Origin of the sequence: Flavobacterium xueshanense (genome assembly GCF_900112975.1) — a bacterium.
Taxonomy (GTDB): Bacteria; Bacteroidota; Bacteroidia; order Flavobacteriales; family Flavobacteriaceae; genus Flavobacterium; species Flavobacterium xueshanense.
The window spans coordinates 114055-139425 of record NZ_FONQ01000006.1 but is presented as its reverse complement, the minus strand read 5'-3'; the positions used below and the strand labels follow the sequence as shown (position 1 = coordinate 139425).

Genomic DNA, 25371 nt, shown 5'->3' with positions numbered 1-25371 from the left:
CCACTGAAACTGTAAACTGACTACTATTTTATTCTCTTCTTTCGATTTGTTTCATAATCTTCAAAAATCATTTCACCTAAACCTTGCAATCCGGTGTAAAAGGCTTTTCCTTGATTTGATTCTGTGAACTTATTTACAAATTTTTGCAAATATGGATCATTGGCAATCATAAAAGTGGTGATTGGAATGTGTAATTTTCGGGCTTGCTGCGCCTGATTATAGCATTTATCCACAATGTATTCGTCGAGCCCGTTACTGTTCATATAATAGGAACCGTCTTTTTCGCGGACACAACTTGGTTTTCCATCGGTAATCATGAAAATTTGCTTGTTGGTGTTTCGTTTTCGACGCAAAATATCCATGGCTAGCTGTAAACCGGCAACTGTATTCGTGTGATAAGGTCCCACCTTTAAATACGGTAAATCCCGAATTGCAATAGTCCAGGCATCATTTCCAAAAACTAAAATATCTAAAGTGTCTTTTGGATAACGTGTCGTAATCAATTCAGCAAGAGCCATCGCCACTTTCTTGGCTGGAGTGATTCGGTCTTCTCCATACAATATCATACTGTGACTAATGTCAATCATCAAAACGGTGCTCATCTGAGATTTATATTGCGTTTCTTCGACTACCAAATCATTTTCGGTTAACATAAAATCAGCTACTCCATTATTGATTTGGGCGTTACGCAAGCTTTCAGTCAGCGAGATTCGTTCGAGTCCGTCACCAAAATGAAACTCCCGAAATTCTCCGGTATGTTCGTCCCCATTTCCGGAATGTTTCGTTTTATGATTCCCGCTTCCGGAGCGTTTTAAATTACCAAAAATGTTGTCTAAAGCTTGCTGCCGGATGGCGCGTTCCGTTTTGGCGGTAATACCGATTCCCGAAGTTCCATCTTCTTTAAGTTCATCACGGATATACCCTTTTTTCTTTAAATCTTCAATAAAATCATCGATGGTGTAGTGTTCATCTGTGAGTTTATATTCTTTGTCTAATTCCCGCAACCAGTCGATTGCTTCATCAAAATCTCCCGAAGTATGTGTGATTAATTCTTTGAAAATACCAAAGAGTTTATCAAACGGAGATTGAAAAGGCGCTTCGTATTGCTTGAAATAAAATCCTTTTTTAGTATCATTTTTCATAGACAATAAAATTACATCAATAAAAATATACTGAATACAAACGTTTATTAATTTTTAGTTAAAAACATTCAGACACTATGAAGTTGGATTTTATTGGGAAGATAAGCTAATTAAAAAATTGTCCATCCAAATAAAACCAACTTCCATTTTCGAATTTGAAAGTAGAAAGTTCGTGATGAATCTGTTTTTGAAGTTTGCTGTCTAAGAAATAGGCTTTGAATTCCACCGTATTTTCAGTGGACTTTATAATCTCCAATTGAAGCCATTTGTTGCTGGTTGCCCAACATAAAATTTCGGATTTCGAATATTGTTTTCTTTCCAAAATATGGGTTGTTGCCAACAAATAATCGGCTTGATGTGTCACATAAGCGGAATATCTAGAACGCATCAATAATTTAGCTGTAGGCGCTTTTTGAACTCCTTTTATAATTGGTTCACAACAATTCTGGAAATTTTTATCGGAACCGCAGTAACATTTATTTTCGATCATGTTAATTATTAAAAATTTTAAATTGAGCCAGTTGCCTGTCCATTAAGCCCAACTATTTTTTGATGCAACTGATTTAACAATACTTGAAAGCGGCTTACTTCGATTAAATCTTCATCTTCATCAGCAAAATCTAAAAGTTCATCTAATTTATTGTTGGCTTCTTTGGCGTTTTTTTCGGCAACAAAATCAATTATTTGCTGAACTCCATTTTTCACTTGATTAAATTTATTTTTTTCCATCATACGATTTTTATATTATTCTTCTGAAGCCTTATCTTCATTGAACTTTTTTGTAATTTGTTTAAGTTTTTCCTTACGTGACAGTACGGCTTGTTTTGCTTTGTCTTGCGCTTTATGCAATTTATCGTTGTGCTTTTTAATATTTCTTTCGTTATTTCTGCTCATATCTATACTTTTAAATTATCAAATCAAGTATTTGACTCAAAAACTACTGCAAAGTTCGGTTTTATTATTGAAATTAAATTTTTTTTTAGTTTGGTACTTTCTTTTTGCTGGTAAATCGCATCAACAATTTGGAAGGTATATCATTGAATGATTTAAAAAATTATTTAAAATCAAATCGCTAATACTACAAATGATAGGTTTAAAACCATTTATTCTGTTTACTGAATTACAAAAAAGCATTTTAGAAGCAAATAACTAAGAATATAACGATATTTAATAAATTAGAGTGCTCATACATTTTTTTTTATATCTTTATTTTCTAAACCAAATTGTCTACAAAACCTACCAATACAATACATGAAGTGTGAAAAAAAATACCCAAAATTCATCAGATGGTTCTTAGAAAGGCCAAAAACAACAGGCTTCATAACATTTTTATTTTTAAGTTATGTAGCAGCATTCATAGTCTCACAGCAATATAAGCTGATAAAAGAAGATCAGGAACGCGAGATGAATAATATATTACTTGTTGTTCATCAAAATATCGAACAAGCCCTTAAAAACTGTTACACGACCACTTTAACGCTGGCGCTGACTATCAACGATAAAGGCATTCCTGAAAATTTTGATTACGTGAGTGAAAAATTAATGGAATCAAATGCCAATATTAGCGCTGTTCAATTAGTCCCTGATGGAATAATAAAATATGTTTATCCGCTAAAAGGAAATGAAGCGGCTTTAAATTTAAATATTTTAACTACCCCAAGTCTTAAAAAAGAAGCCTTAAAATCAGTCGCAAAAAAAAAGATGTATTTTGCAGGTCCTTTTGAATTAAAACAAGGCGGAGTTGGAATTGTAGGTCGGTTTCCCGTTTTTCAAAATAATAAATTTTGGGGATTCTCCGCAGTTGTCATTAAATTAGAAACTTTTTTAAAAGCTTCTGGAATTAAAAACGTGGATGATTCAAAATATTTTTTCCAGTTTTCAAAATATAATGCTGAGAAACAAAAGGAAATTTTCTATTTGCCCAACAAAACTGATTTTTCAGAAAATTATAATATTTGTACAGACATACCGGATGGCGACTGGAAATTATATTTAATATCAAAAAACGAAAACTATCTTTATTCACAGATTTTAATTCCTGGAATTATTGGAATTATTCTTGCGGCACTTTTTGGCGTTTTAATTTATACACTTTTGAAAATTCCGGAGGAATTACAATCTTTAGTAACTGCACAAGCCACTAAATTATTGAATTCTGAAATAAAATTTAAAATTATTTTTGATCAAGCAGCAGTTGGTATCGCTAATATTAATATTGCAACAGGGAATTTTTTGGAAGTAAATAATAAATTTTGTGAACTTTTAGGCTACACTCAAAATGAAATGAAACAAAAAAATTTTCAAACCATAACTCATCCTGATGATCTTAAAAAAGGTGTAACAAATGTGAATAAACTAGAAAATGGAATAATCAATGAATATTCCATGGAAAAAAGATATTATACAAAGCAAGGAAAAATTATTTGGGTAAATTTGAATGTTACGCCAATAGTAGATAAAAACAAAAAACAAATTAGCGCAATTTCAATTATTGAAGATATTACCTTAAAAAAGGAAGCTGAAGAATTGATCAAAAAAAGTGAAATTCGATTCAAAAGCTTATTTGAGGACTCGCCATTACCTCTTAGAGAAGAGGATTTTTTAGATGTTAAAAGATATCTGGAGGAATTAAATTTGTTTGGGGAAACCAAAGAAAAGGTAACAAAATATTTCAACAATAATCCGGCAGTTGTTGATAAATGTCATTCCTTAATTAAAGTTATCAGTGCTAACAGAGCTAACTTATTGCTTTATAAAGTTTCCACATTAGAGGAATTAATTAGTACTAAAAGAGAATTATTTAATATGAGGTCCAGAGAAGATTTCATAAAAAATTTGATCTCAATTACTCAAGATAACAAACAATTTATTTTGGACACCGTAATAAAAGATGCAGAAGGCAAATTACGGGACATTAACTTAAGATGGAATGTTATTCGTGGTTATGAAAAAACATTGGAACGAATCATTGTTTCCACAGAAGATATTACTGATCGTAAATACTCTGAAAAAATAATTCTAGATTCCCAACAAAGAATTAAATCGCTGATCAATACCATTGACGGAATTGTTTGGGAATGCGATGCTACTGATTTTTCTTTTAATTTCATTAGTCAGAAAGTTGAAAACATATTAGGTTATACCCCGGAGGAATGGCTCAAAAGCCCTACTTTTTGGCGTGACCATATCTACTCAGAAGATAGTGAATGGGTTCAGGATTATTGCACTAAACAAATAAATGACAAGGCAGACCATGATTTTGAGTATAGAATGGTAGCCAAAAATGGGGATTTAATTTGGCTGCGTGACATCGTAAATGTTGTCATTGAAAATGGTGAAGCAGTAAGATTGCGAGGCATTATGATTGATATTACTAAAACAAAAGAAGCTGAAAAAGATTTAAATACATCCTTTACTCTTGTTACGGAACAAAATAAAAGATTGCTAAATTTTTCCTATATCGTTTCTCACAACTTAAGATCACATACTAGCAATATTGCTTCAATAGTTGCTTTGATTGAATCCTCAGAATCTGAAGAGGAAAGGGAACAAATGATGGAGCTTTTAAAAACAGTCTCTAGCTCGCTTAACGAAACTATGCTTCACTTGAACGAAGTGATTAACATTAGAACAAATATTGGTTTAGTATCGGAACCTTTATATTTAAAACAGTACATCAATACAGTAAAAAATGTACTTTCGGAACAAATCTCATCCAATGAAGTCACCATTTTAACAGAAATTCCAACGGATACAATGATAAATTATAATCCGGCTTATCTGGAAAGCATCCTTTATAATATTATTTCAAATTCCATTCGTTACAGACATCCCTGTCGAAAACCAATTATAAAAATTAATTTTGTAAAAGAAAATGAGATAAATGTTCTTCAAATTTCCGATAATGGAATAGGAATTGATCTTGTTAGAAATGCCAACAAAATTTTCGGCATGTACAAAACGTTCACTAACAATTCAGATTCAAAAGGAATAGGATTGTTCATTACAAAAAATCAAGTTGATGCTATGGGAGGTACAATTACTGTAGAAAGTGAACTTAATATTGGAACTACATTTAAAATCTACATTCAATGACAAAAAAAGCAATCTGGATAGTGGACGATGATGCAATTTACCAAATTATCGTAAATAAAATAATTCAACGATCTGAAATGTTTTCTGTAATTTCCTCTTTTAAAAATGGAAAAGAAGCTATTGATGATTTGTATAATGCTTTAGAAAATAATGCCAATCTTCCGGATATAATTTTACTGGATATCAATATGCCATTAATGGATGGTTGGGAATTCATGGAAGAAATGGGATTAATAAAACCTAAATTTCCTAAAGAAATTGTCGTTTACATCGTAAGTTCATCTATTGCAGTTGAAGACAAAAGCAAATCAAAGTCTTATGAAAACATTTTAGGTTATTTATCTAAACCGGTTACAGTTAATGATTTAGTATTAATTGCATCGAACGATTAAATACAGAAAAATTAACATTCAAAAGAAATTTTAAGGTGGAGAAAAATCATTTTGTAAATGGTTTTACAGAAATTCTTTTTTTATTTCCTCCAAACTTTTATTGGTAAAGATTAGTTCATTGATAATTTTTTGTCTTAAAAGATCAATATCGTAATACTCAAAATACTTGGCCCAGGAAGTAAGATTGAATAAATTCCGAATCTGCTTGATGCGTTTAGTAGTTTCAAAGCTGGTTCTTAATACCGCTTTTTTATCGTAATCTGGATTATTCTTATGCTGATAATTGACCGTTTTCTTTTGGTGATTTGCTTCTAAATAATAGAGTTCTTCAACAGCATTATCTGGGTAAAAATTTTCCCAAGCGGCATAACCCAATTTAATTTTGGAAATGGTTTCAGGTTCTAAAGGTTTTAAACGCCATTTGCTGTTAGCCAATCGACCCCAATGATTGGACAAACGATACATTCCTGATTTAGTGTAATAATACTTGCTCCCCGATTTGCTGTCGAACTGAATTTTTAATCCGTTTACAGCATCCATTGACACTTCATCAAATGTACAGAAAGTATTTTTAAAGGAATTAAGGTTTGGTCGAAAAATTTTTTCCATTAGGCAAAGGTAATCAGAAAGCTTAAATCGTAGCAAGACAAACTATATTTGATTAACTTTGCCCTCTAGAATTATTAAAATAAACGGATTATGACCAAAGCTTCTGAAGAAAGAATGTTACAAAAAGGTGTTTACACCGGAATTATGGAAAAAGATGAAAATAACAACTTTTTTTGTGGAGAATATCTTTTAGATTATAAAATGGCACAAAAACATGCTGTTGGAGATTACATTACTATAAAATCAATCATTGAAAATCCTAGTGATATTAGTTACAACAAATATCAAAAAAAATCTAAAAACTTTGATAAAGCAAATAATAAGCCGCAACAATAGTTAATCTTCAGCTTTAAAATTATTTTAATTGGAGTACTAAAAAGTACTTTTTTTGAAAATTTATTGGTGTAAATAAAAAAAAATAAAAAAAAGTGTACCTTTGCAAAAAATTTGTCGATTTAAAAATCAAATTATATTGATTTTATAATAAAAGACAAGTAGTTACCTTATTTATGAAAAAAATAGTTGAATACCGCAAACTGCTAAATGTAGATAAAACTGCAGAGCTAAAAGATTTGAAAACGATTTATCGTAATGCGATGAAAGAATCACATCCTGATAAATTTTCAGGTGACGAAGCTGGATTGAAAGCTGCAGAAGAAAATAGTAAAAAAATTATTGAAGCATACCACTTTTTGGTAAGTATCAATCCTGAGACTACAAAAGCAAACTTACCAGAATATACTGAAACCATTTCTACATCAACAATCACAGATTATAAATTTGTTGAAGGAAGATTAATTATCAATTTTTCGAATGGTAGTGTTTATGAATACATCAGTGTTCCTAAAGCAACTTATGTCAAAATGGTAAACGCAGATTCTCCTGGAAGATTTGCAAAAAGACATATTTTGAATTCATTTACTTGGAGAAAAACGATCAATCAAGATTAATTATTTTCAAGTATAAAATATACAAGCATCCTACTTAAGGATGCTTTTTTTGTTTAAGTGGGTATGATCTATTATTCAAAAAAGGTTAAATCAGTTCCTTTGACAAACCCTGTTGTGTAATAAACTTGTTTTTAGTAATTTAGCCACTCAAAATTACACCAACTTACCTTACTTACTATGAAAGACTTTTGCAAGCTGTACCAATCACAATATAAAAAAGCGAAAGAAACACTTGATATGCTGGAAAAACAAAGAGACCAAATTGATCTTAATCTGCATTCAAACCCATCTTGTTCTACTCTTCATAAAGAATTAAGAACTGTAAACTTAAATATCAAGATTACAGAAAATGAAATGGAACATGCTGAATCCGCCATTATTAAATACGGCTCAGAAACTGTTGATGAAACAGAACTCATGTTATAATACGTTAGTTAATTTTCAGTTTAAACAACGGCAGCTACACTAAATTATAAAATACACAAGTCGGCTGACGCGCAATAATGGTATTCTGATTTTATATCACTAAAAATGTAATTGTATTTTATTGTAATTGATTCCGAGTCTTTTTTTTAAATTTTTTTTCTTTGTCCGAGGAAAAAACATCTTAACTCCTTTAAGATGATTTAATTACCATTGCAATCTAAAGCCATAAATAGTGAACGGAATTAGTATTGCTCTATTCTTAAAATAATACACAATTAATACCAAATTATAACAAAAATTTAGGTTCTAAAATTATTTGTATTTTATATTTTTTAAATACTTTTGCAGTCTTAACTTAATTAACTAATTAATAATGAAAAAAATAATTTTATTACTTTCAGCAGCTGTAGTTTTAATTTCTTGTAGCAAAGTTGGCAAAGACGAATACCTCATTACAGGAACTGCAACAGGAATTGATAATGGTAAAACTATTATCTTGGAAACACAAGATGCAACCGGAATGATGTTACCAAAAGATACTGTAAAAGTTCAAAACGGTAAATTTGAAATGAAAGGAACTATTACGGAGCCTGCTTTCTACACCATTCAATTAGAAGGAGCGCAAGCTAAAATACCTTTAATACTAGAAAATGGTGAAGTAACTATTGCCATTGATAAAGATAGCATTCAAAAATCTAAAGTTTCAGGTACTTATAATAACGACGAGTATGTAAATTTCAATAAAGAAATCACTAAAGTTCAAAAGAAACTTATGGATTTCCAAAACAAAAACATGCAGGCTATGAATGCCGCTCAACAAGCCAAAGATACTGTTGTAATCAATGGATTGATGAAAGAATTTTCTAAAATTCAAGAAGAAGTTGGTGTAGCTTCGAAAGCAAAATATGTTGCTTATGCTGAAACGCATCCTAAATCATTTATTACTGCTTTGATTATCCAAGGTATGCTGAACGATCCAACAGCTGATGTAGCAAAATCTGAAAAGTTGTACAATAATTTAGAAGAATCATTAAAAAAAACAAAACCAGGAATTGCTATCAAAACTAAACTAGCTGAAATGAAAGCGCCTGCTGCTGTAGGAGCTGCTCCTGTTGGAGAAGCTAAATGAAGAGCAGATTTTTCAGGTCCTAATCCAGAAGGGAAAATTATTTCTCTCAAAGAAAGTTTAGGAAAAGTAACTATAGTCGATTTTTGGGCATCTTGGTGTGGACCATGTCGTCAAGAAAATCCAAATGTTGTCGCTCTTTACAAAGAATTACACAGCAAAGGTCTTAACATTATTGGTGTGTCTTTAGATAAAGATGCCAAAGCTTGGAAAGACGCTATAGCAAAAGATAAATTAACTTGGAATCAGGTTTCAAATTTAAAATTTTGGGATGAGCCTATCGCAGCACAATATAAAGTGGAGTCTATTCCAGCAACTTTTATACTTGATGCATCAGGAAATGTAGTCGCAAAAGATTTACGAGGAGATGCCCTTAGAGCTAAAATTTTAGAACTTTTAGCTCAATAAACAGCTTCTTTGATACAAATAAAAAAAATCTCCCCAGTGGAGATTTTTTTATTTTATTCAATACCAATGTATTAAAAATAATACTGAAATTAAGTGCAAATTTAGTTTGGAAACATCAAAACAGTTTTTATATTTGCACCCAGTTAGCGCAATAAGCAATGCTTGTTGAGTCTTGGGGAGATACTCAAGCGGCCAACGAGGGCAGACTGTAAATCTGCTGTGCAAACTTCGCAGGTTCGAATCCTGCTCTCCCCACGATTGAGAATACAATCAATCTCAAAACCCAGTAAATCTTATGATTTACTGGGTTTTTGTTTTTTTGACAACTTCAAAATATTTATTCAATCTTAAATCTTAAGAGGTAAAATCGAGACCCTAGAAAAAATTCAAATCTAGGGTCTTGCTTAATTTTCTTAAGGCTCGCAGACACTCTACCTCCAGCCTGTTGATTATGCAGTTCAAAAGATGTACATCTTGTTTGTTATTGCTCAGTAATTTAAATTGAATAATAATTAAAAGGTCACCACTGTGAAAACAAAAATCACTTTACATTTTTATGCAAAAAGCACAAAAATGAATGTTAAAGGCAGTTTGCCTATTTATGTTCGGTTAACCATTAATGGCGAACGAACGGAATTTATTTCTAAAAAATTCATAGACAAAGCGAAATGGTCACCGGAGCTAGCGGAAATGAAAGGGAACACGGAAGAAGCCCGTTCAATAAATAGTTATCTCGACATGATTAGATCAAAGGTTTTAAGTGCCGAAATGGACTTAATTCAGAAGGACGAAGATGTATCTCTCCAAAACGTACAATCGATAATTTAAGGATTATATAAAAAGGCTCATTCAAGTCATAAATGCAACTTGACCATTTTTATTTAATGAATGTATAAATACTTCGTTTGGATTTTTATATCCAAACCTTTTTTTTCTAGGTCTGTTATTTAATTTATCTTCTGCATTCTGTACTTGAATGTCTGTTATGTTTTCAAAATTCGTCCCTTTCGGGAAATACTGTCTTATTAATCCGTTCATGTTTTCATTTGAACCTCTTTCCCAACTATGATATGGTTTTGCGAAATAATAATCAACTTCTAATATTTCAGACACCTTTTGATGTTGTGCGAATTCCTTTCAGTTGTCGGATGTAATTGTCTTTAAAAACGGCGTCCAATCTTGAAGTGTATCTATTATTGCCTGAATTACTTCTGTCGCTTCTTTTGATTTTAATATTCGTATTTTAGATACTCCTGTTGCCCTGTCGTTGATTGTCAACAAATCTCCTTCACCCCCAGTTCCAATCATTAAGTCTATTTCTAAATTACCAATTGTCTTTCTTTCTTCTACGCTTTTGCGTCTTTGGTCGATATCTACCAGACCGATTATCTGACCTCGCTTATCTTTTGACGCACCTCTTTTTCTATAAACCTTTCCTTGAGAACGTAACCAAAGATGTAAGTCACCCCCTTGTTTTTTATCTTTCCAAGTGTATTGATAAATTCGTTCATGAGATACACAATTGAGTGCTTGCTCTTTTGCTATTCCCACTATTTGCTCTGGACTATATTATTGTTTAACCCAATGCTCAACAAAATCCTTAACTTCAGAGGTAAATCGAGTATTCTTATTTTTACCGGAATGCTTTTCTTCGCAGCGGCGGTGGGCTAAAACCGCTCTGTACCTGTTATTTCGCTTATCGCAATTCCTCTTGATTTCTCTATAAATTGTGGAAACATCTTTTTTTAATCGTTCGGCTATTTCGGGTTTTGAATAATTTTCATTCAACAATGTTTCTATTATGTATCTTTGCTCTTGTGAAATTTGGCTCATGAATTGCAATTTTTGGTCGAGGAGCAAGTAAGGCTAAATTTACCATTCAGCAAAAGGGGAAAAGAATTAATTTTCTTTTCTCTTTTCTGAAAAAATTTAACCACACCGCAACTTCCAAATGTTGCATTTATTAATTGAATCAAAGTAATTAAAAATCATACACAAATGAAAAATCGATTCCTCTTTTTGTTGCTGATGTCAACAACATTTATATTTGCTCAAGACCGGTTAACGGGCAGAAATTTTGCTTCAAGATCCGAGGTTATTGGGCAACACGGAATGGTAGCATCCAGTCAGCCCTTAGCAACACAAATAGGAATCGATATTTTAAAAAAAGGAGGTACAGCAGTGGATGCCGCAATAGCTGTAAATGCCGCATTAGGTTTGATGGAACCAACAGGTAGCGGCATTGGTGGTGATCTTTTTGCGATAGTGTGGGATGCAAAAACAAAAAAACTCTATGGCTTGAATGCCAGCGGACGATCTCCAAAGGCACTAACTTTAGATTACTTCACTAAAAATAATATTACACATATTCCACCTAGTGGTCCCCTACCAGTATCGGTTCCAGGTTGTGTTGATGGTTGGTTCGAATTGCATAATAAATTTGGTAAACTACCTATGCAGGAAATCTTAAATCCAAGTATAAAATATGCTGAAGAAGGTTTCCCAACTACAGAATTAATTGCCTATTATCTGCAAGTCACGATAAATAAATACATGAAACAGTATCCTAATATAAAGGAAACCTATACTGTAGATGGCAAATTACCTCAAAAAGGAGATATTATTAAAAACCAATTTTTAGCTAATACCTATAAAAAAATTGCCAAAGGAGGAAGAGATGCTTTTTATAAGGGAGATATTGCCAAAGAATCAGCTAAATTTATTCAAGCTCAGGGCGGATTTTTAGCTTACGAAGATTTTGCAACACACCATTCGGATTGGATTGAACCTATAGCAACAAATTACAGGGGTTATGATGTATGGGAATTACCACCTAACGGACAAGGAATGGCTACTTTGCAAATGCTTAATATTATAGAAGGTTATGATTTTAGTAAAATACTCTTTGGTAGCGCTCAACATTTGCACATTGTAAACGAAGCAAAAAAACTTGTTTTTGAAGACCGGGCTAAATATTATGCTGACCCAGATTTCATGAAAGTTTCTGTAAATGATTTGTTGTCTGAAGAATACGCAACTGAAAGAAGGGCTTTAATTAATCCAGACCGTGCAGGTACTTTTAAAGCTGGAAAAGAAAGCAATGGCGGTACAGTTTATTTAACTGTTGCCGATAAAGAAGGAAATATGGTTTCTTTGATTCAAAGTAATTATAGAGGCATGGGATCTGGAATGGTTCCGCCAAAATTAGGGTTTATGCTGCAGGATCGAGGCGAATGCTTCAATTTGGTTGAAGGAACGCCAAATTCGTATGCCCCTCAGAAAAGACCTTTTCATACTATTATTCCGGGTTTTGTTACTAAAGATGGACAACCATTTATGAGTTTTGGTGTAATGGGAGGCGATTTTCAACCTCAAGGTCATGTTCAGGTACTGATGAACCTGATTGATTTTGGTATGAATTTACAGGAAGCAGGAGATGCACCAAGGTTTGAACACATTGGTTCAACTGATTATACGGGTGAACTGTCAATAGGCAAAGGCGAAATCCTAATTGAAAGTGGTTTTGATTTTGAAGAAATAAAAAAATTGATCCAAAAGGGACATAAAGTTGGCTTTGGAGGTTATTATGGAGGTTATCAGGCAATTATGTATGACGCAATAAGGAAAGTGTATTTTGGAGCCTCAGAAAGCAGAAAAGATGGTGCGGCCGCAGGATATTAATTTCTATTTTTTTAACAATATTATATCTAATAGAACTTTTCAATGTTCGAATTGTCTCAGTGAAATGAAAAGATAAGTTATAGAATTTAACCTGATCTTACTCCCAAAATTATTAATTTAAATTTTAATGAAATGTTAATCAAAAACGCATGTTCTTTCATTTTATTTTATATTTTATCTGTCCAATGTGTTACTGCACAGACAGATTTCCCAGCACCGACTGTTGGAGATTATATAATAAATAATTTTGCTTTTAAAAGTGGAGAATATTTAGACCAACTAAAACTACATTACACAACCATTGGAAGACCAACAAAAAATAAGAAAGGTCAAATTAACAATGCTATTTTAATTATGCATGGCACCACGGGAAGCGGAAGCGTTTTTTTAAGCAAACAGTTTGGAGGCAATTTATTTGGAAAAGGTCAATTGTTAGACGCCACAAAGTATTTTATTGTTTTAACAGATGATATTGGACACGGAAAATCGAGTAAACCAAGCAATGGCTTAAAGATGGCATTTCCTAAATACAATTATGACGATATGGTTTTGGCAAACTACAGGTTACTGACTGAACATTTAAAAATAGACCATCTTCGATTGGTAATGGGAACATCAATGGGCGGAATGCACACTTGGGTTTGGGGTTACACCTACCCTGATTTTATGGATGCATTAATGCCTTTGGCAAGCTTGCCGGCAGAAATAGCCGGCAGAAACCGCATTCAAAGAAAAATGGCGATTAAATTAATCGAACTGGATCCTGAGTGGAAAGGGGGAAATTATATTCAACAACCACGACAAGGAATGACTGGAGCTATATTATCTCTGATGTTTATGGTGAGCAGTCCGTTACAATGGCAAATTGCAGCCCCAACCAGAGAGAAAGCAGAAGTAATGATGGAAAATACTTTAGCCCGATACTCATCAACATTAGACGCTAATGATCTGATTTATGCTTTTGATTCCTCAAGAGATTACAATCCGCAGCCTTACTTATCAAAAATTAAAGCCTCTTTAATTGCTGTAAATTCTGCCGATGATCAAGTAAATCCTCCTGAACTCGGATTGATGGAAAAAGAAATTAAAAACGTTAAAAACGGAAAATATATCTTATTACCTATAACAGATAAAACCACTGGCCATGGCACACATTCAAATCCAAAAATATGGGGTAAATATCTTAAAGAATTACTTGAAAAATCTCAACCTGAAATTAAGTGACGTTCAAGCTTATAATATTGTTTTCAAGAAATCTATACTTATCAGGGTAGATTTTTAGTTTACAATTCATGTCAAATATACTCTGCTTAAAGTTCCCCGATAATTTTATATTCCAAAGCATCACGTGCAAACGAAAAGCAAAACCGTTTATAACTGATTGTCTGGATGTCAGCATAGTAATAGCTAAAGAAAGCGCATTTGACAAAATGTAATTTCGGGCCTGAAGCAATGTACATTCTACTTCTTTAAATTTTGGTCGACAATATTTAGTATCGAAAACGCATCTTGAACTGAAAACATATTTTGTGTTTTCATCTAAATTTAAGAATACGGTTCAAAAATGATTTTTCATCTTGTATTATCTATATTATTTTGGACTTTATCTCATTTTAAAAAAATAAAGGCTGTACTAATCAGCACAGCCTCATTTCGAACTAATAACGTACTTCCAAACTCATCTGTGTAACCAACACAGAATTTAATCATCGAATACCTAAACCCAATCTATTTTAAACTAAATAATCTAGGACTAAATGAGACCATTACCCAAGCCCAATTATTGGTATTTCCAGCATCAGTAACATTTTTTAATCTTTCTAAAGTTCCAGAACCAAACATTTGAGAATATCCCATTGAAGCAACAATATCTTTCTGAATCGTGTAACTGGCAGTAAAATCGAGTTCTGTTCCTAAATAGCTGTCCATCTCATTATTGGTAGCATCCAAAACAGAATTCGGCGCACTAAAAACATGTGGCATCAACGTAAACTGCCAGTTATTAGACGTGTAGTTTAACTTTAAATAGGCATCTTGCAATCCCACACTATTTTGATGATTTCCTACATAAAAATAATCCATGAAACCATTAAAACCATGATTGGTTCCAAAAATTGGGTTAAACGATTTTATGTCGGAACTGTTATCGTTTTGGTTTTTACCCGAAAGATATTCATATCCTAATCCCGCTTTGAATGTATTGGTGACCGCATAACCAAGGAACGCTCCTGCATACCAGGCGTTCACCTTTTTATCGGCGCTTTTTCCAGTTTGTCCGTAAGCCCCAAAATTAGTATCCCATTTTTTTTCCTTAAAAGAAAAGTAAGTGCCAAACGTTTGTTTGTAAACTATTTCTAAATTGCCAATGGATTTTTCAAATTCATATCCGGTATTTAACAGCAGCAAACTCAAATTTAATTTGCTAAACTGGGTATGATACCATGCATATTGCAAGTTTTTGTAGTTCGTCGTGTAAGCGATTTTCGGCTCCAATAAATTTTCTGCATTGGCATTCAAAGCAAAACCTAAATCCAATTGATGATTCTTAGGATGAAACGTAATTACAGCAGCATCATGACTTTGTCCTTGTTGCGCCCAATCGATTTCTCCAAAAATACGCTGATTGTCATACGAAATCACTTGGCGGCCTAAACGTGCACTCCATTTGGTATCAAAATCATATTGCGCCCAAGCTTCAAATAAAGCAATTCCGTTTTTATCAACCAGTGTTGTTGTTGCCACATCACCCCAGGTACGAATATTCTGAAAAGTCAATTTGGCTTTTAATTTTTCTTGCTTGTAATTAAAATTTAATCGGGAACGTTGCGATACAAATGACGTTGCATTTTCACCGTTTGGCATCATGCTTTTAAAACCGTTTCGGTATTCATAACGCGGTCTCAGTTGCAGATTTACATCCAACTCTTGGGCATAAGTTCCCATGCTTACCATTCCTAAAAATGACAAACCAATTATTTTAAATAGTTTCATGTTTAATTTATTTTTTGAGCTTCCTCAGTAATCTTTTGAATGGTTTGGTCTGAATTGACACCTAAACCTTCTTGTTGATAGGCTAATTCCCCGTCAGCATTAAATACAGTTATGATATTGGAATGGGAGAATTCCAATGGTGCTACTTTTTTATAATTCACAGCTAAAACTGCTGCAAATTCTCTTGTGTTTTCTTCTGATGAGCGTAAGAAAACCCATTGTGGGCCGTCCATTTTATTTTCAATGGCAAATGCTTTCAAACGTTTGGGCGTATCTACAGCTGGATCGATACTCACTAAAACCAATGTCACATTATCCTTTAGGTTATTCGGCAATCTTTGTTCAATGTTACGCATGTCAGCCACTAATCTTGGGCAAGCAGACTTACAAGAAGTGTAAATCATTACCATAACCAGCACTTTTCCTTTCAAATCTTTCATTTCTAGATTTTCACCTTCTTCATTGGTCCATTTTGAAGGAAGATTATAAATGGATAAATCCGAAATAGGTTTGTCTATTGTTTCTACTTTTGATTTATTTACACAGGATTGAAGTGATAAAAGAATTAAAACCAATCCTAAAAAAAGCGTTTTACAAGTATTTTTTTTAATTTTCATTTTTGAAAGATTTGCCTGTTCTGATAAGCTGGGGTTATGACTATTTGATTTCATTTCTGTTGTCATTTAAGTTGATATTGAGCGCTACTTTTTATCTTTCGCACATCGAAAACCGAGGTTTTTAGTAGTAAATCGTGCTTTAAGACTTCCTCTGAAAGCATAACGCATAAAAGCAGCATAATTCATTAAATCTGTTGCGTTGACAGAACCGCTTCCGCAAAATAGATTCCGGTCCGTATCCTTATCTTTTCTGGATTCCCCAGAAAGAAAAACACTGTTGAAATCGGCTGTCCACTCCCAAACTAATCCATGCATATCATAAACGCCCCAATAATTTTTGAAAGTACGACCTACAGGATTTGCATAGGTTTTTGGCTTTTCATACCAAGACAAAATGTAATTATTAAAGTTTTCTTTGGTACGTGCGTCAATTCGTTTCTCATCGGCCATGGCAACATATTCCCATTCATCCATAGTCGGTAATCGTTTTCCTTGACACTCACAATATTTTTTGGCTGTAAACCAAGAAATATTCGTTACCGGAGCAGTACTTAAATTGGCAGAGCCATAATTAAAATCACTTTCCCAATGCGACAAATAACTTTTATCGGCAAAAATACCTTTCATTCTTGAGCGGCTGTTTTCTGGATATTTCTTTAAAAATTCCAAAAACTGGGCATTGGTCACCGGATAAATGTCAAGGCTAAAAGCTTCAACTTGCACTGGCTTTTTACTTGTAGCTCCATAAAGAGGGACAAAAGTCCCTCTTTCAATAGAAGCCATTTTAACAACTTGAGACCATAGCGATGCTGTAATAAGAAACAAAAATAGTGGCAAAAATTTTTTCATATTTAACATGGCTAATTTCTTTTAAGTTGTACGAATTATTTTCTTTGGGCTTTTACCATTGCTGGTGTAACCTTGGTTTTATTATTTCCCCAACTGGCGTAAACATAAGTCATTGCATCTGCTATCTGTTGATCGCTTAATGCTTGTGCGGGCATGGCACTATTAAATTTTTTACCATTTACAGTAATCGGTCCCTTTAATCCTTTTACGACTCCTTTTATGGCGCGATTCACATCTTTATTTAAGTAATCTGATTTCGCTAAAGGGGGGAAAGCACCCGGAATTCCTTGCCCGGCAGCTTGGTGACAAGCGATACACGTTTTCGCATAAATTCCTTTTCCATTTGCAGCGCTTTGACTGTATCCTTGTAAAGCCAGTCCCATCATTCCGATGCATAAAATATACTTTTTCATATTATTATAATTAAATTAAATACTTATTTCAATTTGGATTAAATCCCATTTTTATTCATGAATATCTTTTACTTTTGGCGCCACTTTTCCTCTCAATTTTTTAACCATTGCCGGCGTTACAACCGTTTTATTATTTCCCCAGCTATCATAGACATAAGTCAACACACTGGCTACTTCATCGTCGGTCAAATTTTGACTGGTCATAACATTATTGAATTTTTTACCATTTACAGTAACTTCTCCGCTCAATCCGTGCAAGACAGCATTTATTGCTCTATCAGAATTAGCGTTTAAGAAATCTGATTTGGCTAATGGAGGAAATGCGTTAGGAATTCCTTGCCCTTCTGATTGGTGACAGGCGAGACAGGTTCTTCCGTAAAGTTGTTTCCCTGCTTTAACATGTTCAGCTACAGTTTTTACCGCAACGCTTTTAGTTACCCCTTTTACTTTAGGCATATTTTGTATCGTACCACCCTCCGGTAAATAAATTCCTTCTTGAGTAGTTCCGGAGTAGACGTTTTTAGTATCATCTCCTTCTACTTTTAACATTCCTAATGCCCCTTTGTTGAAAGCTCTAAAAATAGAGTGATCTACCAGAATAAATGTACCGGGAACCTCCACTTTAAATTCAACTATTGCAGCGCCACCGGCTGGTATCAAAGTTGTTTGGACATTTTTGTTAATCAAATCCCCACCTTCTACATGAACTTTGTCAAATATTTCACCAATTGCATGAAACGAAGAGACTAAGTTCGGTCCACCGTTACCCATATAAATACGTACTGTTTCCCCTTTTTTGGCTGTTAAGGCTTTATCTCCTGTTAATGCCCCTACTTTTCCATTAAACACTACGTAATCAGGTTGTTCTTTAATCGCTTTATTCATATCAAATGGTTGAGAGCCTTGTTCTCCATAATTTCCTTTGGTATAAAAATCGCCTTGCATGATGTAGTATTCTTTGTCAACTGGAGGCAAACCACCTTCAGGTTCTACTAAAATCAAACCATACATACCGTTTGCAATGTGCATTCCCACGGGAGCTGTGGCACAATGATAAACATACAAGCCAGGATTCAACGTTTTGAAATTGAATACTTTTTCATGTCCCGGTGCCACTAATGAAGATGTTGCTCCTCCACCTGGTCCAGTTACCGCATGTAAATCTATATTATGTGGCATTTTATTATCGGGGTGATTTTTCAAATGAAATTCTACCTCATCACCAACTCGAGTTCTTATAAAACTTCCAGGAACTGATCCTCCAAACGTCCAATAGGTATATTTAACACCATCTACCATTTCGCCCTCTTGTTCTTTAATTTCCATGTTCACAACCAATTTCGTAGCGGAACGATCGCCCACTGGTTTAGGAACAAAAGGAGGTGCCGTCAGTTCTGCTGTCTTTTGACCATCTATCGTAATACTTTCATAATATTTTGAGTCTTTTTCCTCATTTTTAGAACAAGAATACAGACCAAGGGCTACAAAAAAAGCAATGGCCAATACCCTACTCTGTTTGTTGAAATTAAATGTAATTTCCATAATAATTTAGGTGTTAAATTAATCGTGATTTTATAGTGTAAAAATAAAAGATAACTTTATCCTTTATTATGACATTTGTCATGTATTTAACTTTTATTTAAGAATTGTTTCTACAAAATAATACCTAAAACAATTAATCCTAAAACTGAAATTAAACTCACTTTCCAAAAAGCATTTGCCTTTTTAAGTTCCATGAATTTGAAAGAAATCAAGAGAAATTTCACTGCTGATAAGCCTATAATTAAAATAATAGTAAGGCGAGAAACAGACATTGAATTCGAAATCAAAGCGGTCGAAGCCGTCAATACGATCAATAACCCATACGTGATAAAAAGTGTTTTTTTCATTTTCTAAAAAATTAAGTAGAGAACAGGAAACAAAAGAAGCCAGATTAAATCGCACATGTGCCAGAAAGCGGCGCAAGCCTCGATGTCTTCAACTCCTGTATCCGATTTTTTTTTCATCATTCCATAGTTGGTCCAGATTAAAATAACCAAACCCATAATTACATGAATAAGATGAAAAGCGGTTAGCAACCAATAAAAAGTATAAAAAACGTTGGTTTCCGGTGTAATACCAGCTTCAATTTTATGGTAATATTCAACGCTTTTTAGTATTAAAAATAATAGTCCGCCAAGCATGGTTAATTTAAAATATAAAGAGGATTTTTTTAAGTTATTCTCTTTAAACTCATGTACAGCATTGGCCATAAAAAAACCACTTGTCAACAAAAAAACAGTATTAATTGCTCCTAAAGTACTGTTGAGTTGCAACCGTGACTGATGAAACAATTCAGGTTGCTCTTTTCCATAATAAACAAATACCACAAGTGCCATCCCGAAGGTAAGGAGTTCCAGAAAAATAATAATCCACATCAAAATACCTCCTGGAGGGTAGTAGATGTTTTTGTAATCAATTTTGTGTGTGTTCATTTTAATCTGTATTTAAATATAATTTAATCCCAGTCCAACAATCGTTTTTCGCCTTCTATTTTCTTGATATCAGTAATATCCTGTGACATTTCGATAACGCCTTTATAGTTTTTATCAGCATCCCTTACCGCGAAATAGCGAATGTAAATAAGACGTTCTTTGTAATTAATCCAAAATGAGGATTCGTTTTTTGTTCCTTTTCTAAATTCATCCAGAATTTTAAGAACGGTTCCTACACTTTTTGGTGGATGGCAAAACTTGACTTCACGACCAATAATACCGGCACTTCTTGGAAATACGCGTTCTTCTCCCCGATTATAGAAAATCACTTTGTCGTTTTCATCAACATAAGTCAAATCTAACGGCATCGTTTTAAAAAGTAAATTCACCTGCTCCACCGTCATATATCCTTCATCGTAATGAGCCGTATTTTCGAGCGAAAAAGACATTTCTCTTTTGGTAAAATCTTCACTTGGGTGAATGTATTCTTGTTTTGGATAAGGAGCAGGAGCTTCTGGCAGCATCCAGCCAATTTCTTCTTCGCCTTTGCGCATTTCAATCCAGTCGGCTTCAGTAAGCAATTCTAAGGCATTTGGAAACAAAACCGCTTCTTCCATCTGCATCAATCGCTCGATTCCATTGACAAGAAAAGGAGTATTGATACTAATTTTTTCTGGATTATTCATTTTAAGATAGTACTGGATTAAACGGAATTGCTCTCTTAAATTATCATGAAAGGACCACATTCCCTGAGAAGGACCGTTCCATCCTTTTTTTTCTAAAAACGGAAAAAGCTGATTTTCTTTACGGGCAAATCGTTTCTCGATGGTATGAAGCTGATTGAATATATTAGTATATTTCTGCAAATCATCCTCAGGATTTACAGCTGATAATTCTTCTAAAAGTGCCTGAATAATGTCGTTTTCCTGAAAGTAAATCTGAACCGGATGTCCTTCCGGAAGTATTGTGGTATTTGAAATATCGTTCATTATAGTATTTATTTTTGATGTTTAATTTTTTCGTACAATTGCACCAAGGATCGCAATAGTTCGACTGGTGTTGTTAGAATTTGATAGTGATTTTGCCCGAACATTTGCGGCAGATAATATTTTGCCTGAGCTTCAATAGCCAATGCATAGGAATTAATATTCCTGTTGTTGAGTTCCCGAAGTGCTTGTTTCACATCATTGATGCCGTATTTTCCTTCGTATTTATCATAATCATTGGGTTTTCCGTCAGAAATCAGGATGACCCATTTATTTTTTGTGTTTCTTTTATCAAGTCTTGCACCGGCGTGACGTAAAGCGGCTCCAATTCTTGTATAACCATTCGGTTCCATCGCTCCAATTTTATGTTTAGCGATGTTCCAGTTTTCATCAAAATCCTTTACCGTTAAATAGGTCGAAAAATTGCGGGTTTTGGAGTAAAAACTGTCAATGGAAAAATCGATATTGAACTCGTTTAAAATTTCTCCAAAAAGAATAGAAACTTCTTTCTCCACATCAATCACACGATTTCCTGCGGCATATCCATCACTGGAAAGACTGATATCCAAAAGGATTAAAATCGATAAATCCTTCTCTTTTTTCCGATTTGAAATGTATATATTTTCCGAAGGTGTCCGTTTCGAATGAACATCAATATACAAATCCGTAATAGCGTCAATATCAAATTCGTCTCCTTGTGTCTGTCGTTTTTGCTGTTGCATTCTGTTATTGACATTGGTCAGCATTTTACGCAAACCCAATAAGGTTGAAGCATTTTTTGCAATGGTCTTTTTGTAGTAATTAGGAGCCGTTTTCTGTTGTGATTTCGGATATACTTTACAGAAATTCTTCTTATAAATACGCTTGCTAAAATCCCATTCGTTATACGTAAGATGGAATCCTTTAGCATCAATTTCGGCACTTTCGGAGATGGAAGTATTCTCAATAAAATCAGATTGATAAACGGAATGTGCCGTATCATCTACCCGAACCGTGTATTTCATATTCAACTCTTCCAATGCTTCCTGATGCTCTTCTAATTCGTCTGAACCATCAAAGTCACGCCAGGTTCCATTGAATTCTTCGGCAGTTTCCACTTTTTCGAAATTGTGAAGCAGGACATAATCTTCCTGTTGTTTTTTATCGACCTCAACAGTAATCACTTCTTCTACCGCTTTTGTTTTTAAAGTAGTTAAAGCCTGATTTTCATTCGCTTTTTTGGTTTTATCAGAGAAATTTTCGAGAGTGGAATTACTGTTTTTTTCTATTTCATTTTGCATCCATTTGCCATACAGCCAAGAAAAATCAGGAGCATTTTTCCCGTTCTCTTTTTGAATAAAATGCAATTTTGTTTCGGTATGAAATTTTTTATCGATAGAAAATTCTTCAAACAAAATGGCTAAAATAGCTTCTGATGTTTCAAATGCTTTTTGTTGAGAAAGTGCCAAAGGTTGGTCCTTATCTTCAAAAGTCCAATTCAAATTCAATCGCTGTTGTACGCTCAGGTATAAAATTCTAAAAAGATAAAAAGTAAGGTTCTCTTTTTTTGTTGACAATTTGGAAAAAGAAATAGGAAGAAAAAAATTATCATTTTTATATCCTCCTTCTCTTTCGGCAGGGAAAATTTCGATTGGTTTCCCCGTCAAAGCACGAGCCAAAATAGTCAATCGAGGTTTTATGTCATTAAGCGTTACAGTTCTTGCAATAATTTCGGGATGAATCTTTTTACTTTTTTTTAAGTGTCTGAATAACTTCCCAACTATATATTCGTCTATTTCGAAACCCATTTTTTCTTAGTATTCTGTGATCAGTTTTCAGTCTTGGTCTCACTTTTCACTGCGACTGTAAACTGAATACTGATTGCTTTTTATTATATCATCAAATCACACAAATCCTTCAATGCTTCGACTGTTTGTAAATCATCGGTTAACGGTTCTACAATAGCCACATGAACCGACAATCGTTTTGGAAGACCCGAATGAATAATTTTGGCGGCATCCACTAAAAGTCGGGTCGAAACGGTTTCTGTCAACCCCAATTCGGTTAGGTTTCTGATTTTGTTTCCAATGGCTACCAGTTTTTTGGCAACATCAGGATCAACATTCGTTTCTTTTACCAAAATTTCAATTTCAATTTTCGTTTCCGGATACTCAAAAGAAACGGCAATAAATCGCTGACGAGTCGATGGTTTTAGCTCTTTAAAACCTCTTTGATAACCGGGATTAAAAGAAGCAACCAACATAAAATCGTCATGCGCTTTTACGGTTTCGCCTAATTTGTCAATGAATAATTCCCTTCTATGATCCGTCAGGGAGTGGATGGCTACAATAACATCTGGTCGCGCTTCGGCAATTTCATCCAAATAAATAATCGCTCCTTCTTTTACGGCAGTGGTCAATGGTCCATCCAGCCAAACTGTTTCGGCACCTTTAATGATAAATCGTCCAATTAAATCCGTTGATGACGTTTCTTCGTGACAACTAATCGTGATGATTTTTTTATCCAAATGATGTGCCATGTATTCCACAAAACGGGATTTTCCTGTTCCGGTTGGCCCTTTCAACAGGAAAGGAATTTTGTTTTTATAGGCGTGTTCAAAGACCTCTTTTTCTTTGCCTACGGCGTGATAATATGGGATATTTACTAACATTTTTATTATTTTAGAGAAAAAACCAGAACGCGATAACTATTGTTTTTTCGGAAATGCAGTTCTAAAAAACGGTGGTTAAAGCATTCTGGAAATTTTATTTTAAGTATTCCGTTACACAAAAAAGGTTTCAGTTTTAAATCACTGTTTTTCCTTTTTTATCACTTGTTCCTGTTAGATTTTCAATTACATTGCCATCGATTTTATATCCATCTACTCTATATCCTTGATTGTCGGTATCTAAAGCTTCATCTGTAGGTCTGCCGTATTTGATAAAATCAAAAATAAACAGACCAATTCCTATTGTAAACATGGTAGCACAAATAAGAAGCACTACAAAATGGATGCTGATTTCGCTTTGAACAACCATGAAATCCATTTTCATTTTTCGTTCCATATACACTTGAGCAACTCCGGCAACACCAAAAGCTACGGTCATTCCCAAGATTCCAATATTGGATAGCCAAAAAGCCATCATCCCTTGTGCACTTTCGTAACGTTTACGTCCCGTAAGATTGGGTAAAGCATAACTAATTATCGCTAGAACAATCATCGCATAAGCGCCCCAGAATGCATAATGAGCGTGCATTGCTGTTACTAAAGTTCCATGAGTATACAGGTTTGTTTGTGGCAAAGTATGTGCAAAACCAAGTAATCCCGCACCTACAAAAGAAACAATAGCTGAACCAATAGTCCAGAATAAAGCAATTTTATTCGGATGACTTTTTTCCCCTTTTCTGTACATATTCACAGCAAATAATGCCATCGCTAAGAAAGCTAAAGGTTCCAAGGCAGAGAAAATTCCACCAACGATTAACCAAATTTTATTTACTCCAATGTAGTAGTAGTGATGCCCAGTTCCCAAAACTCCGGAAAGAAAGGTAAGACCAACAATTACATACAACCATTTTTCGATAACTTCTCTGTCCACTCCGGTCAACTTGATCAATAAGAACGAAAGGATACCTCCCATAATTAATTCCCAAACACCTTCAACCCACAAGTGAACCACCCACCAACGGAAAAATGAGTCCATTACCTGGCTGTCAAACCAAATCATTCCGGGTATATAAAGCAACGCTGCAAAAAACAATCCCATTGTTAGTACCAAAGCCGTGGTGGTTTGTCGTTTTCCTTTGTAAAGCGTACCCAAAATTATGAATAAGAACAACAGTACATTTATGACTACCAAATAGTCTAATTCTCTTGGAATTTCAAGAAATTTTCTTCCTTCCCAATGGTTGAAGTGAAAGCCAATTATAGTAACAACGCCAACAATAGCTAAGGAAATCAGTTGTACATAAGCCCATTTCACACTTATTAATTCGCGTTGCGCTTCTTCGGGAATAATGTAATATGCCGCACCCATAAAACCGGTTAATAACCATACCACTAACAAATTAGTATGCACCGCTCGTGCCACGTTAAAAGGAATAATTTCATGTAATCCTTGGATTCCTATTCGGTCAAAGCCCATGATAAAGCCATAGACAATTTGCAGCGAGAACAAAAGCATGCACAATGCAAAAAACCAGTAGGCTACTTTCTGTGATTTATATTTCATT

General features: G+C 34.0%; 24 protein-coding genes, 1 tRNA gene and 3 pseudogenes. 11 read left to right on the top strand and 17 right to left on the bottom strand.

Annotated features, from left to right (window positions below):
- Nucleotides 1-23: 23 nt before the first annotated feature.
- The 4 genes from BMZ76_RS07995 to BMZ76_RS15890 form a co-directional block, all read right to left on the bottom strand.
- A complete protein-coding gene (locus BMZ76_RS07995; RefSeq protein ID WP_091204682.1) occupies nucleotides 24-1142 on the bottom strand; it encodes a vWA domain-containing protein in 1119 nt (372 codons plus the stop codon).
- Between the two features lie 106 nt (nucleotides 1143-1248).
- Nucleotides 1249-1632, bottom strand: coding sequence for a YchJ family protein (locus BMZ76_RS07990; RefSeq protein WP_091204681.1), 384 nt, complete (start codon nucleotides 1630-1632; stop codon nucleotides 1249-1251).
- 17 nt (nucleotides 1633-1649) lie between these two features.
- Nucleotides 1650-1871, bottom strand: coding sequence for a hypothetical protein (locus BMZ76_RS07985; protein ID WP_091204680.1), 222 nt, complete (start codon nucleotides 1869-1871; stop codon nucleotides 1650-1652).
- 15 nt (nucleotides 1872-1886) lie between these two features.
- Nucleotides 1887-2036 (bottom strand): hypothetical protein, encoded by a 150-nt coding sequence (locus BMZ76_RS15890; RefSeq protein WP_091204679.1) that lies wholly within the window; start codon nucleotides 2034-2036, stop codon nucleotides 1887-1889.
- Between the two features lie 357 nt (nucleotides 2037-2393).
- On the opposite strand from BMZ76_RS15890, the gene BMZ76_RS07975 reads away from it, so the two are divergent.
- A complete protein-coding gene (locus BMZ76_RS07975; RefSeq protein WP_091204678.1) occupies nucleotides 2394-5237 on the top strand; it encodes a PAS domain S-box protein in 2844 nt (947 codons plus the stop codon).
- Nucleotides 5234-5629, top strand: a complete 396-nt coding sequence (locus BMZ76_RS07970) for a response regulator (protein ID WP_091204677.1) — start codon at nucleotides 5234-5236, stop codon at nucleotides 5627-5629. The genes BMZ76_RS07975 and BMZ76_RS07970 overlap by 4 nt, the downstream gene beginning before the upstream one ends.
- A 63-nt stretch (nucleotides 5630-5692) precedes the next feature.
- Here BMZ76_RS07970 and BMZ76_RS07965 read toward each other — a convergent pair whose 3' ends face one another.
- A complete protein-coding gene (locus tag BMZ76_RS07965; RefSeq protein ID WP_091204676.1) occupies nucleotides 5693-6238 on the bottom strand; it encodes a hypothetical protein in 546 nt (181 codons plus the stop codon).
- A gap of 90 nt (nucleotides 6239-6328) precedes the next feature.
- On the opposite strand from BMZ76_RS07965, the gene BMZ76_RS07960 reads away from it, so the two are divergent.
- From BMZ76_RS07960 to BMZ76_RS07930, 7 genes and pseudogenes are all read left to right on the top strand, one after another.
- Nucleotides 6329-6574 (top strand): hypothetical protein, encoded by a 246-nt coding sequence (locus BMZ76_RS07960; protein WP_091204675.1) that lies wholly within the window; start codon nucleotides 6329-6331, stop codon nucleotides 6572-6574.
- A gap of 173 nt (nucleotides 6575-6747) precedes the next feature.
- On the top strand, nucleotides 6748-7188 hold the full coding sequence (locus BMZ76_RS07955) for a KTSC domain-containing protein (RefSeq protein ID WP_091204674.1): 441 nt from the start codon (nucleotides 6748-6750) through the stop codon (nucleotides 7186-7188).
- A 177-nt stretch (nucleotides 7189-7365) separates the two neighbouring features.
- Nucleotides 7366-7614 (top strand): hypothetical protein, encoded by a 249-nt coding sequence (locus BMZ76_RS07950; protein WP_091204673.1) that lies wholly within the window; start codon nucleotides 7366-7368, stop codon nucleotides 7612-7614.
- A 373-nt stretch (nucleotides 7615-7987) separates the two neighbouring features.
- Nucleotides 7988-8743, top strand: coding sequence for a DUF4369 domain-containing protein (locus BMZ76_RS07945; protein WP_091204672.1), 756 nt, complete (start codon nucleotides 7988-7990; stop codon nucleotides 8741-8743).
- Between the two features lie 18 nt (nucleotides 8744-8761).
- Nucleotides 8762-9148, top strand: a pseudogene (locus BMZ76_RS07940) (TlpA family protein disulfide reductase); the annotation flags it as partial.
- Between the two features lie 174 nt (nucleotides 9149-9322).
- Nucleotides 9323-9403, top strand: a tRNA-Tyr gene (locus BMZ76_RS07935).
- 273 nt (nucleotides 9404-9676) lie between these two features.
- Nucleotides 9677-9976, top strand: coding sequence for an Arm DNA-binding domain-containing protein (locus BMZ76_RS07930; RefSeq protein WP_091204670.1), 300 nt, complete (start codon nucleotides 9677-9679; stop codon nucleotides 9974-9976).
- Between the two features lie 21 nt (nucleotides 9977-9997).
- Here BMZ76_RS07930 and BMZ76_RS07925 read toward each other — a convergent pair.
- A pseudogene (locus tag BMZ76_RS07925) lies at nucleotides 9998-10981 on the bottom strand (IS30 family transposase).
- A 165-nt stretch (nucleotides 10982-11146) separates the two neighbouring features.
- Between BMZ76_RS07925 and ggt the strand changes: the two are divergent.
- A complete protein-coding gene (gene ggt / locus BMZ76_RS07920; RefSeq protein ID WP_091204669.1) occupies nucleotides 11147-12829 on the top strand; it encodes a gamma-glutamyltransferase in 1683 nt (560 codons plus the stop codon).
- A 132-nt stretch (nucleotides 12830-12961) separates the two neighbouring features.
- Nucleotides 12962-14053 (top strand): alpha/beta fold hydrolase, encoded by a 1092-nt coding sequence (locus tag BMZ76_RS07915; protein WP_091204668.1) that lies wholly within the window; start codon nucleotides 12962-12964, stop codon nucleotides 14051-14053.
- Between the two features lie 504 nt (nucleotides 14054-14557).
- Here the strand turns inward: BMZ76_RS07915 and BMZ76_RS07910 are convergent.
- The 11 genes and pseudogenes from BMZ76_RS07910 to BMZ76_RS07860 all read right to left on the bottom strand — a co-directional run bounded on the left by BMZ76_RS07910 (nucleotide 14558) and on the right by BMZ76_RS07860 (nucleotide 25370).
- Complete coding sequence (locus BMZ76_RS07910; protein ID WP_091204667.1) at nucleotides 14558-15820, bottom strand: alginate export family protein; 1263 nt, start codon at nucleotides 15818-15820, stop codon at nucleotides 14558-14560.
- A gap of 2 nt (nucleotides 15821-15822) precedes the next feature.
- The gene (locus tag BMZ76_RS07905; protein ID WP_091204727.1) at nucleotides 15823-16437 is read right to left on the bottom strand and encodes an SCO family protein; all 615 of its coding nucleotides are present in this window, start codon (nucleotides 16435-16437) and stop codon (nucleotides 15823-15825) included.
- A gap of 84 nt (nucleotides 16438-16521) precedes the next feature.
- Nucleotides 16522-17286, bottom strand: a complete 765-nt coding sequence (locus tag BMZ76_RS07900; RefSeq protein ID WP_091204666.1) for a formylglycine-generating enzyme family protein — start codon at nucleotides 17284-17286, stop codon at nucleotides 16522-16524.
- 35 nt (nucleotides 17287-17321) lie between these two features.
- Nucleotides 17322-17645 (bottom strand): annotated as a pseudogene (locus BMZ76_RS07895) (c-type cytochrome); the annotation flags it as partial.
- A gap of 105 nt (nucleotides 17646-17750) precedes the next feature.
- A complete protein-coding gene (nirK, locus tag BMZ76_RS07890) occupies nucleotides 17751-19241 on the bottom strand; it encodes a copper-containing nitrite reductase (protein ID WP_091204664.1) in 1491 nt (496 codons plus the stop codon).
- 110 nt (nucleotides 19242-19351) lie between these two features.
- Nucleotides 19352-19588, bottom strand: a complete 237-nt coding sequence (locus tag BMZ76_RS07885) for a cytochrome C oxidase subunit IV family protein (RefSeq protein WP_091204663.1) — start codon at nucleotides 19586-19588, stop codon at nucleotides 19352-19354.
- 3 nt (nucleotides 19589-19591) lie between these two features.
- The gene (locus tag BMZ76_RS07880) at nucleotides 19592-20173 is read right to left on the bottom strand and encodes a cytochrome c oxidase subunit 3 (RefSeq protein ID WP_091204662.1); all 582 of its coding nucleotides are present in this window, start codon (nucleotides 20171-20173) and stop codon (nucleotides 19592-19594) included.
- A gap of 23 nt (nucleotides 20174-20196) precedes the next feature.
- Nucleotides 20197-21162 carry a DUF438 domain-containing protein gene (locus tag BMZ76_RS07875; protein ID WP_091204661.1) on the bottom strand — a complete coding sequence of 322 codons (966 nt, stop codon included), beginning with the start codon at nucleotides 21160-21162 and terminating at the stop codon, nucleotides 20197-20199.
- A gap of 8 nt (nucleotides 21163-21170) precedes the next feature.
- On the bottom strand, nucleotides 21171-22946 hold the full coding sequence (locus tag BMZ76_RS07870) for a nitric oxide reductase activation protein NorD (protein ID WP_091204660.1): 1776 nt from the start codon (nucleotides 22944-22946) through the stop codon (nucleotides 21171-21173).
- An 83-nt stretch (nucleotides 22947-23029) separates the two neighbouring features.
- Nucleotides 23030-23809: a CbbQ/NirQ/NorQ/GpvN family protein gene (locus tag BMZ76_RS07865; protein ID WP_091204659.1), complete on the bottom strand. Its 780-nt coding sequence runs from the start codon at nucleotides 23807-23809 to the stop codon at nucleotides 23030-23032.
- A gap of 133 nt (nucleotides 23810-23942) precedes the next feature.
- The gene (locus BMZ76_RS07860; RefSeq protein WP_091204658.1) at nucleotides 23943-25370 is read right to left on the bottom strand and encodes a cbb3-type cytochrome c oxidase subunit I; all 1428 of its coding nucleotides are present in this window, start codon (nucleotides 25368-25370) and stop codon (nucleotides 23943-23945) included.
- Between the last annotated feature and the right edge of the window lies 1 nt (nucleotide 25371).

Coding starts and splice junctions, on each gene's coding strand:
- BMZ76_RS07865 (WP_091204659.1), bottom strand. CDS start 23,809: ATGTTAGTAAATATCCCATATTATCACGCCGTAGGCAAAGAAAAAGAG.
- BMZ76_RS07905 (WP_091204727.1), bottom strand. CDS start 16,437: ATGAAAATTAAAAAAAATACTTGTAAAACGCTTTTTTTAGGATTGGTT.
- BMZ76_RS07985 (WP_091204680.1), bottom strand. CDS start 1,871: ATGGAAAAAAATAAATTTAATCAAGTGAAAAATGGAGTTCAGCAAATA.
- BMZ76_RS07910 (WP_091204667.1), bottom strand. CDS start 15,820: ATGAAACTATTTAAAATAATTGGTTTGTCATTTTTAGGAATGGTAAGC.
- BMZ76_RS07880 (WP_091204662.1), bottom strand. CDS start 20,173: ATGAACACACACAAAATTGATTACAAAAACATCTACTACCCTCCAGGA.
- BMZ76_RS07885 (WP_091204663.1), bottom strand. CDS start 19,588: ATGAAAAAAACACTTTTTATCACGTATGGGTTATTGATCGTATTGACG.
- BMZ76_RS07970 (WP_091204677.1), top strand. CDS start 5,234: ATGACAAAAAAAGCAATCTGGATAGTGGACGATGATGCAATTTACCAA.
- BMZ76_RS07950 (WP_091204673.1), top strand. CDS start 7,366: ATGAAAGACTTTTGCAAGCTGTACCAATCACAATATAAAAAAGCGAAA.
- BMZ76_RS07915 (WP_091204668.1), top strand. CDS start 12,962: ATGTTAATCAAAAACGCATGTTCTTTCATTTTATTTTATATTTTATCT.
- BMZ76_RS07960 (WP_091204675.1), top strand. CDS start 6,329: ATGACCAAAGCTTCTGAAGAAAGAATGTTACAAAAAGGTGTTTACACC.
- nirK (WP_091204664.1), bottom strand. CDS start 19,241: ATGGAAATTACATTTAATTTCAACAAACAGAGTAGGGTATTGGCCATT.
- BMZ76_RS07870 (WP_091204660.1), bottom strand. CDS start 22,946: ATGGGTTTCGAAATAGACGAATATATAGTTGGGAAGTTATTCAGACAC.
- BMZ76_RS07990 (WP_091204681.1), bottom strand. CDS start 1,632: ATGATCGAAAATAAATGTTACTGCGGTTCCGATAAAAATTTCCAGAAT.
- ggt (WP_091204669.1), top strand. CDS start 11,147: ATGAAAAATCGATTCCTCTTTTTGTTGCTGATGTCAACAACATTTATA.
- BMZ76_RS07900 (WP_091204666.1), bottom strand. CDS start 17,286: ATGAAAAAATTTTTGCCACTATTTTTGTTTCTTATTACAGCATCGCTA.
- BMZ76_RS07995 (WP_091204682.1), bottom strand. CDS start 1,142: ATGAAAAATGATACTAAAAAAGGATTTTATTTCAAGCAATACGAAGCG.
- BMZ76_RS07955 (WP_091204674.1), top strand. CDS start 6,748: ATGAAAAAAATAGTTGAATACCGCAAACTGCTAAATGTAGATAAAACT.
- BMZ76_RS07965 (WP_091204676.1), bottom strand. CDS start 6,238: ATGGAAAAAATTTTTCGACCAAACCTTAATTCCTTTAAAAATACTTTC.
- BMZ76_RS07875 (WP_091204661.1), bottom strand. CDS start 21,162: ATGAACGATATTTCAAATACCACAATACTTCCGGAAGGACATCCGGTT.
- BMZ76_RS07860 (WP_091204658.1), bottom strand. CDS start 25,370: ATGAAATATAAATCACAGAAAGTAGCCTACTGGTTTTTTGCATTGTGC.
- BMZ76_RS07945 (WP_091204672.1), top strand. CDS start 7,988: ATGAAAAAAATAATTTTATTACTTTCAGCAGCTGTAGTTTTAATTTCT.
- BMZ76_RS15890 (WP_091204679.1), bottom strand. CDS start 2,036: ATGAGCAGAAATAACGAAAGAAATATTAAAAAGCACAACGATAAATTG.
- BMZ76_RS07975 (WP_091204678.1), top strand. CDS start 2,394: ATGAAGTGTGAAAAAAAATACCCAAAATTCATCAGATGGTTCTTAGAA.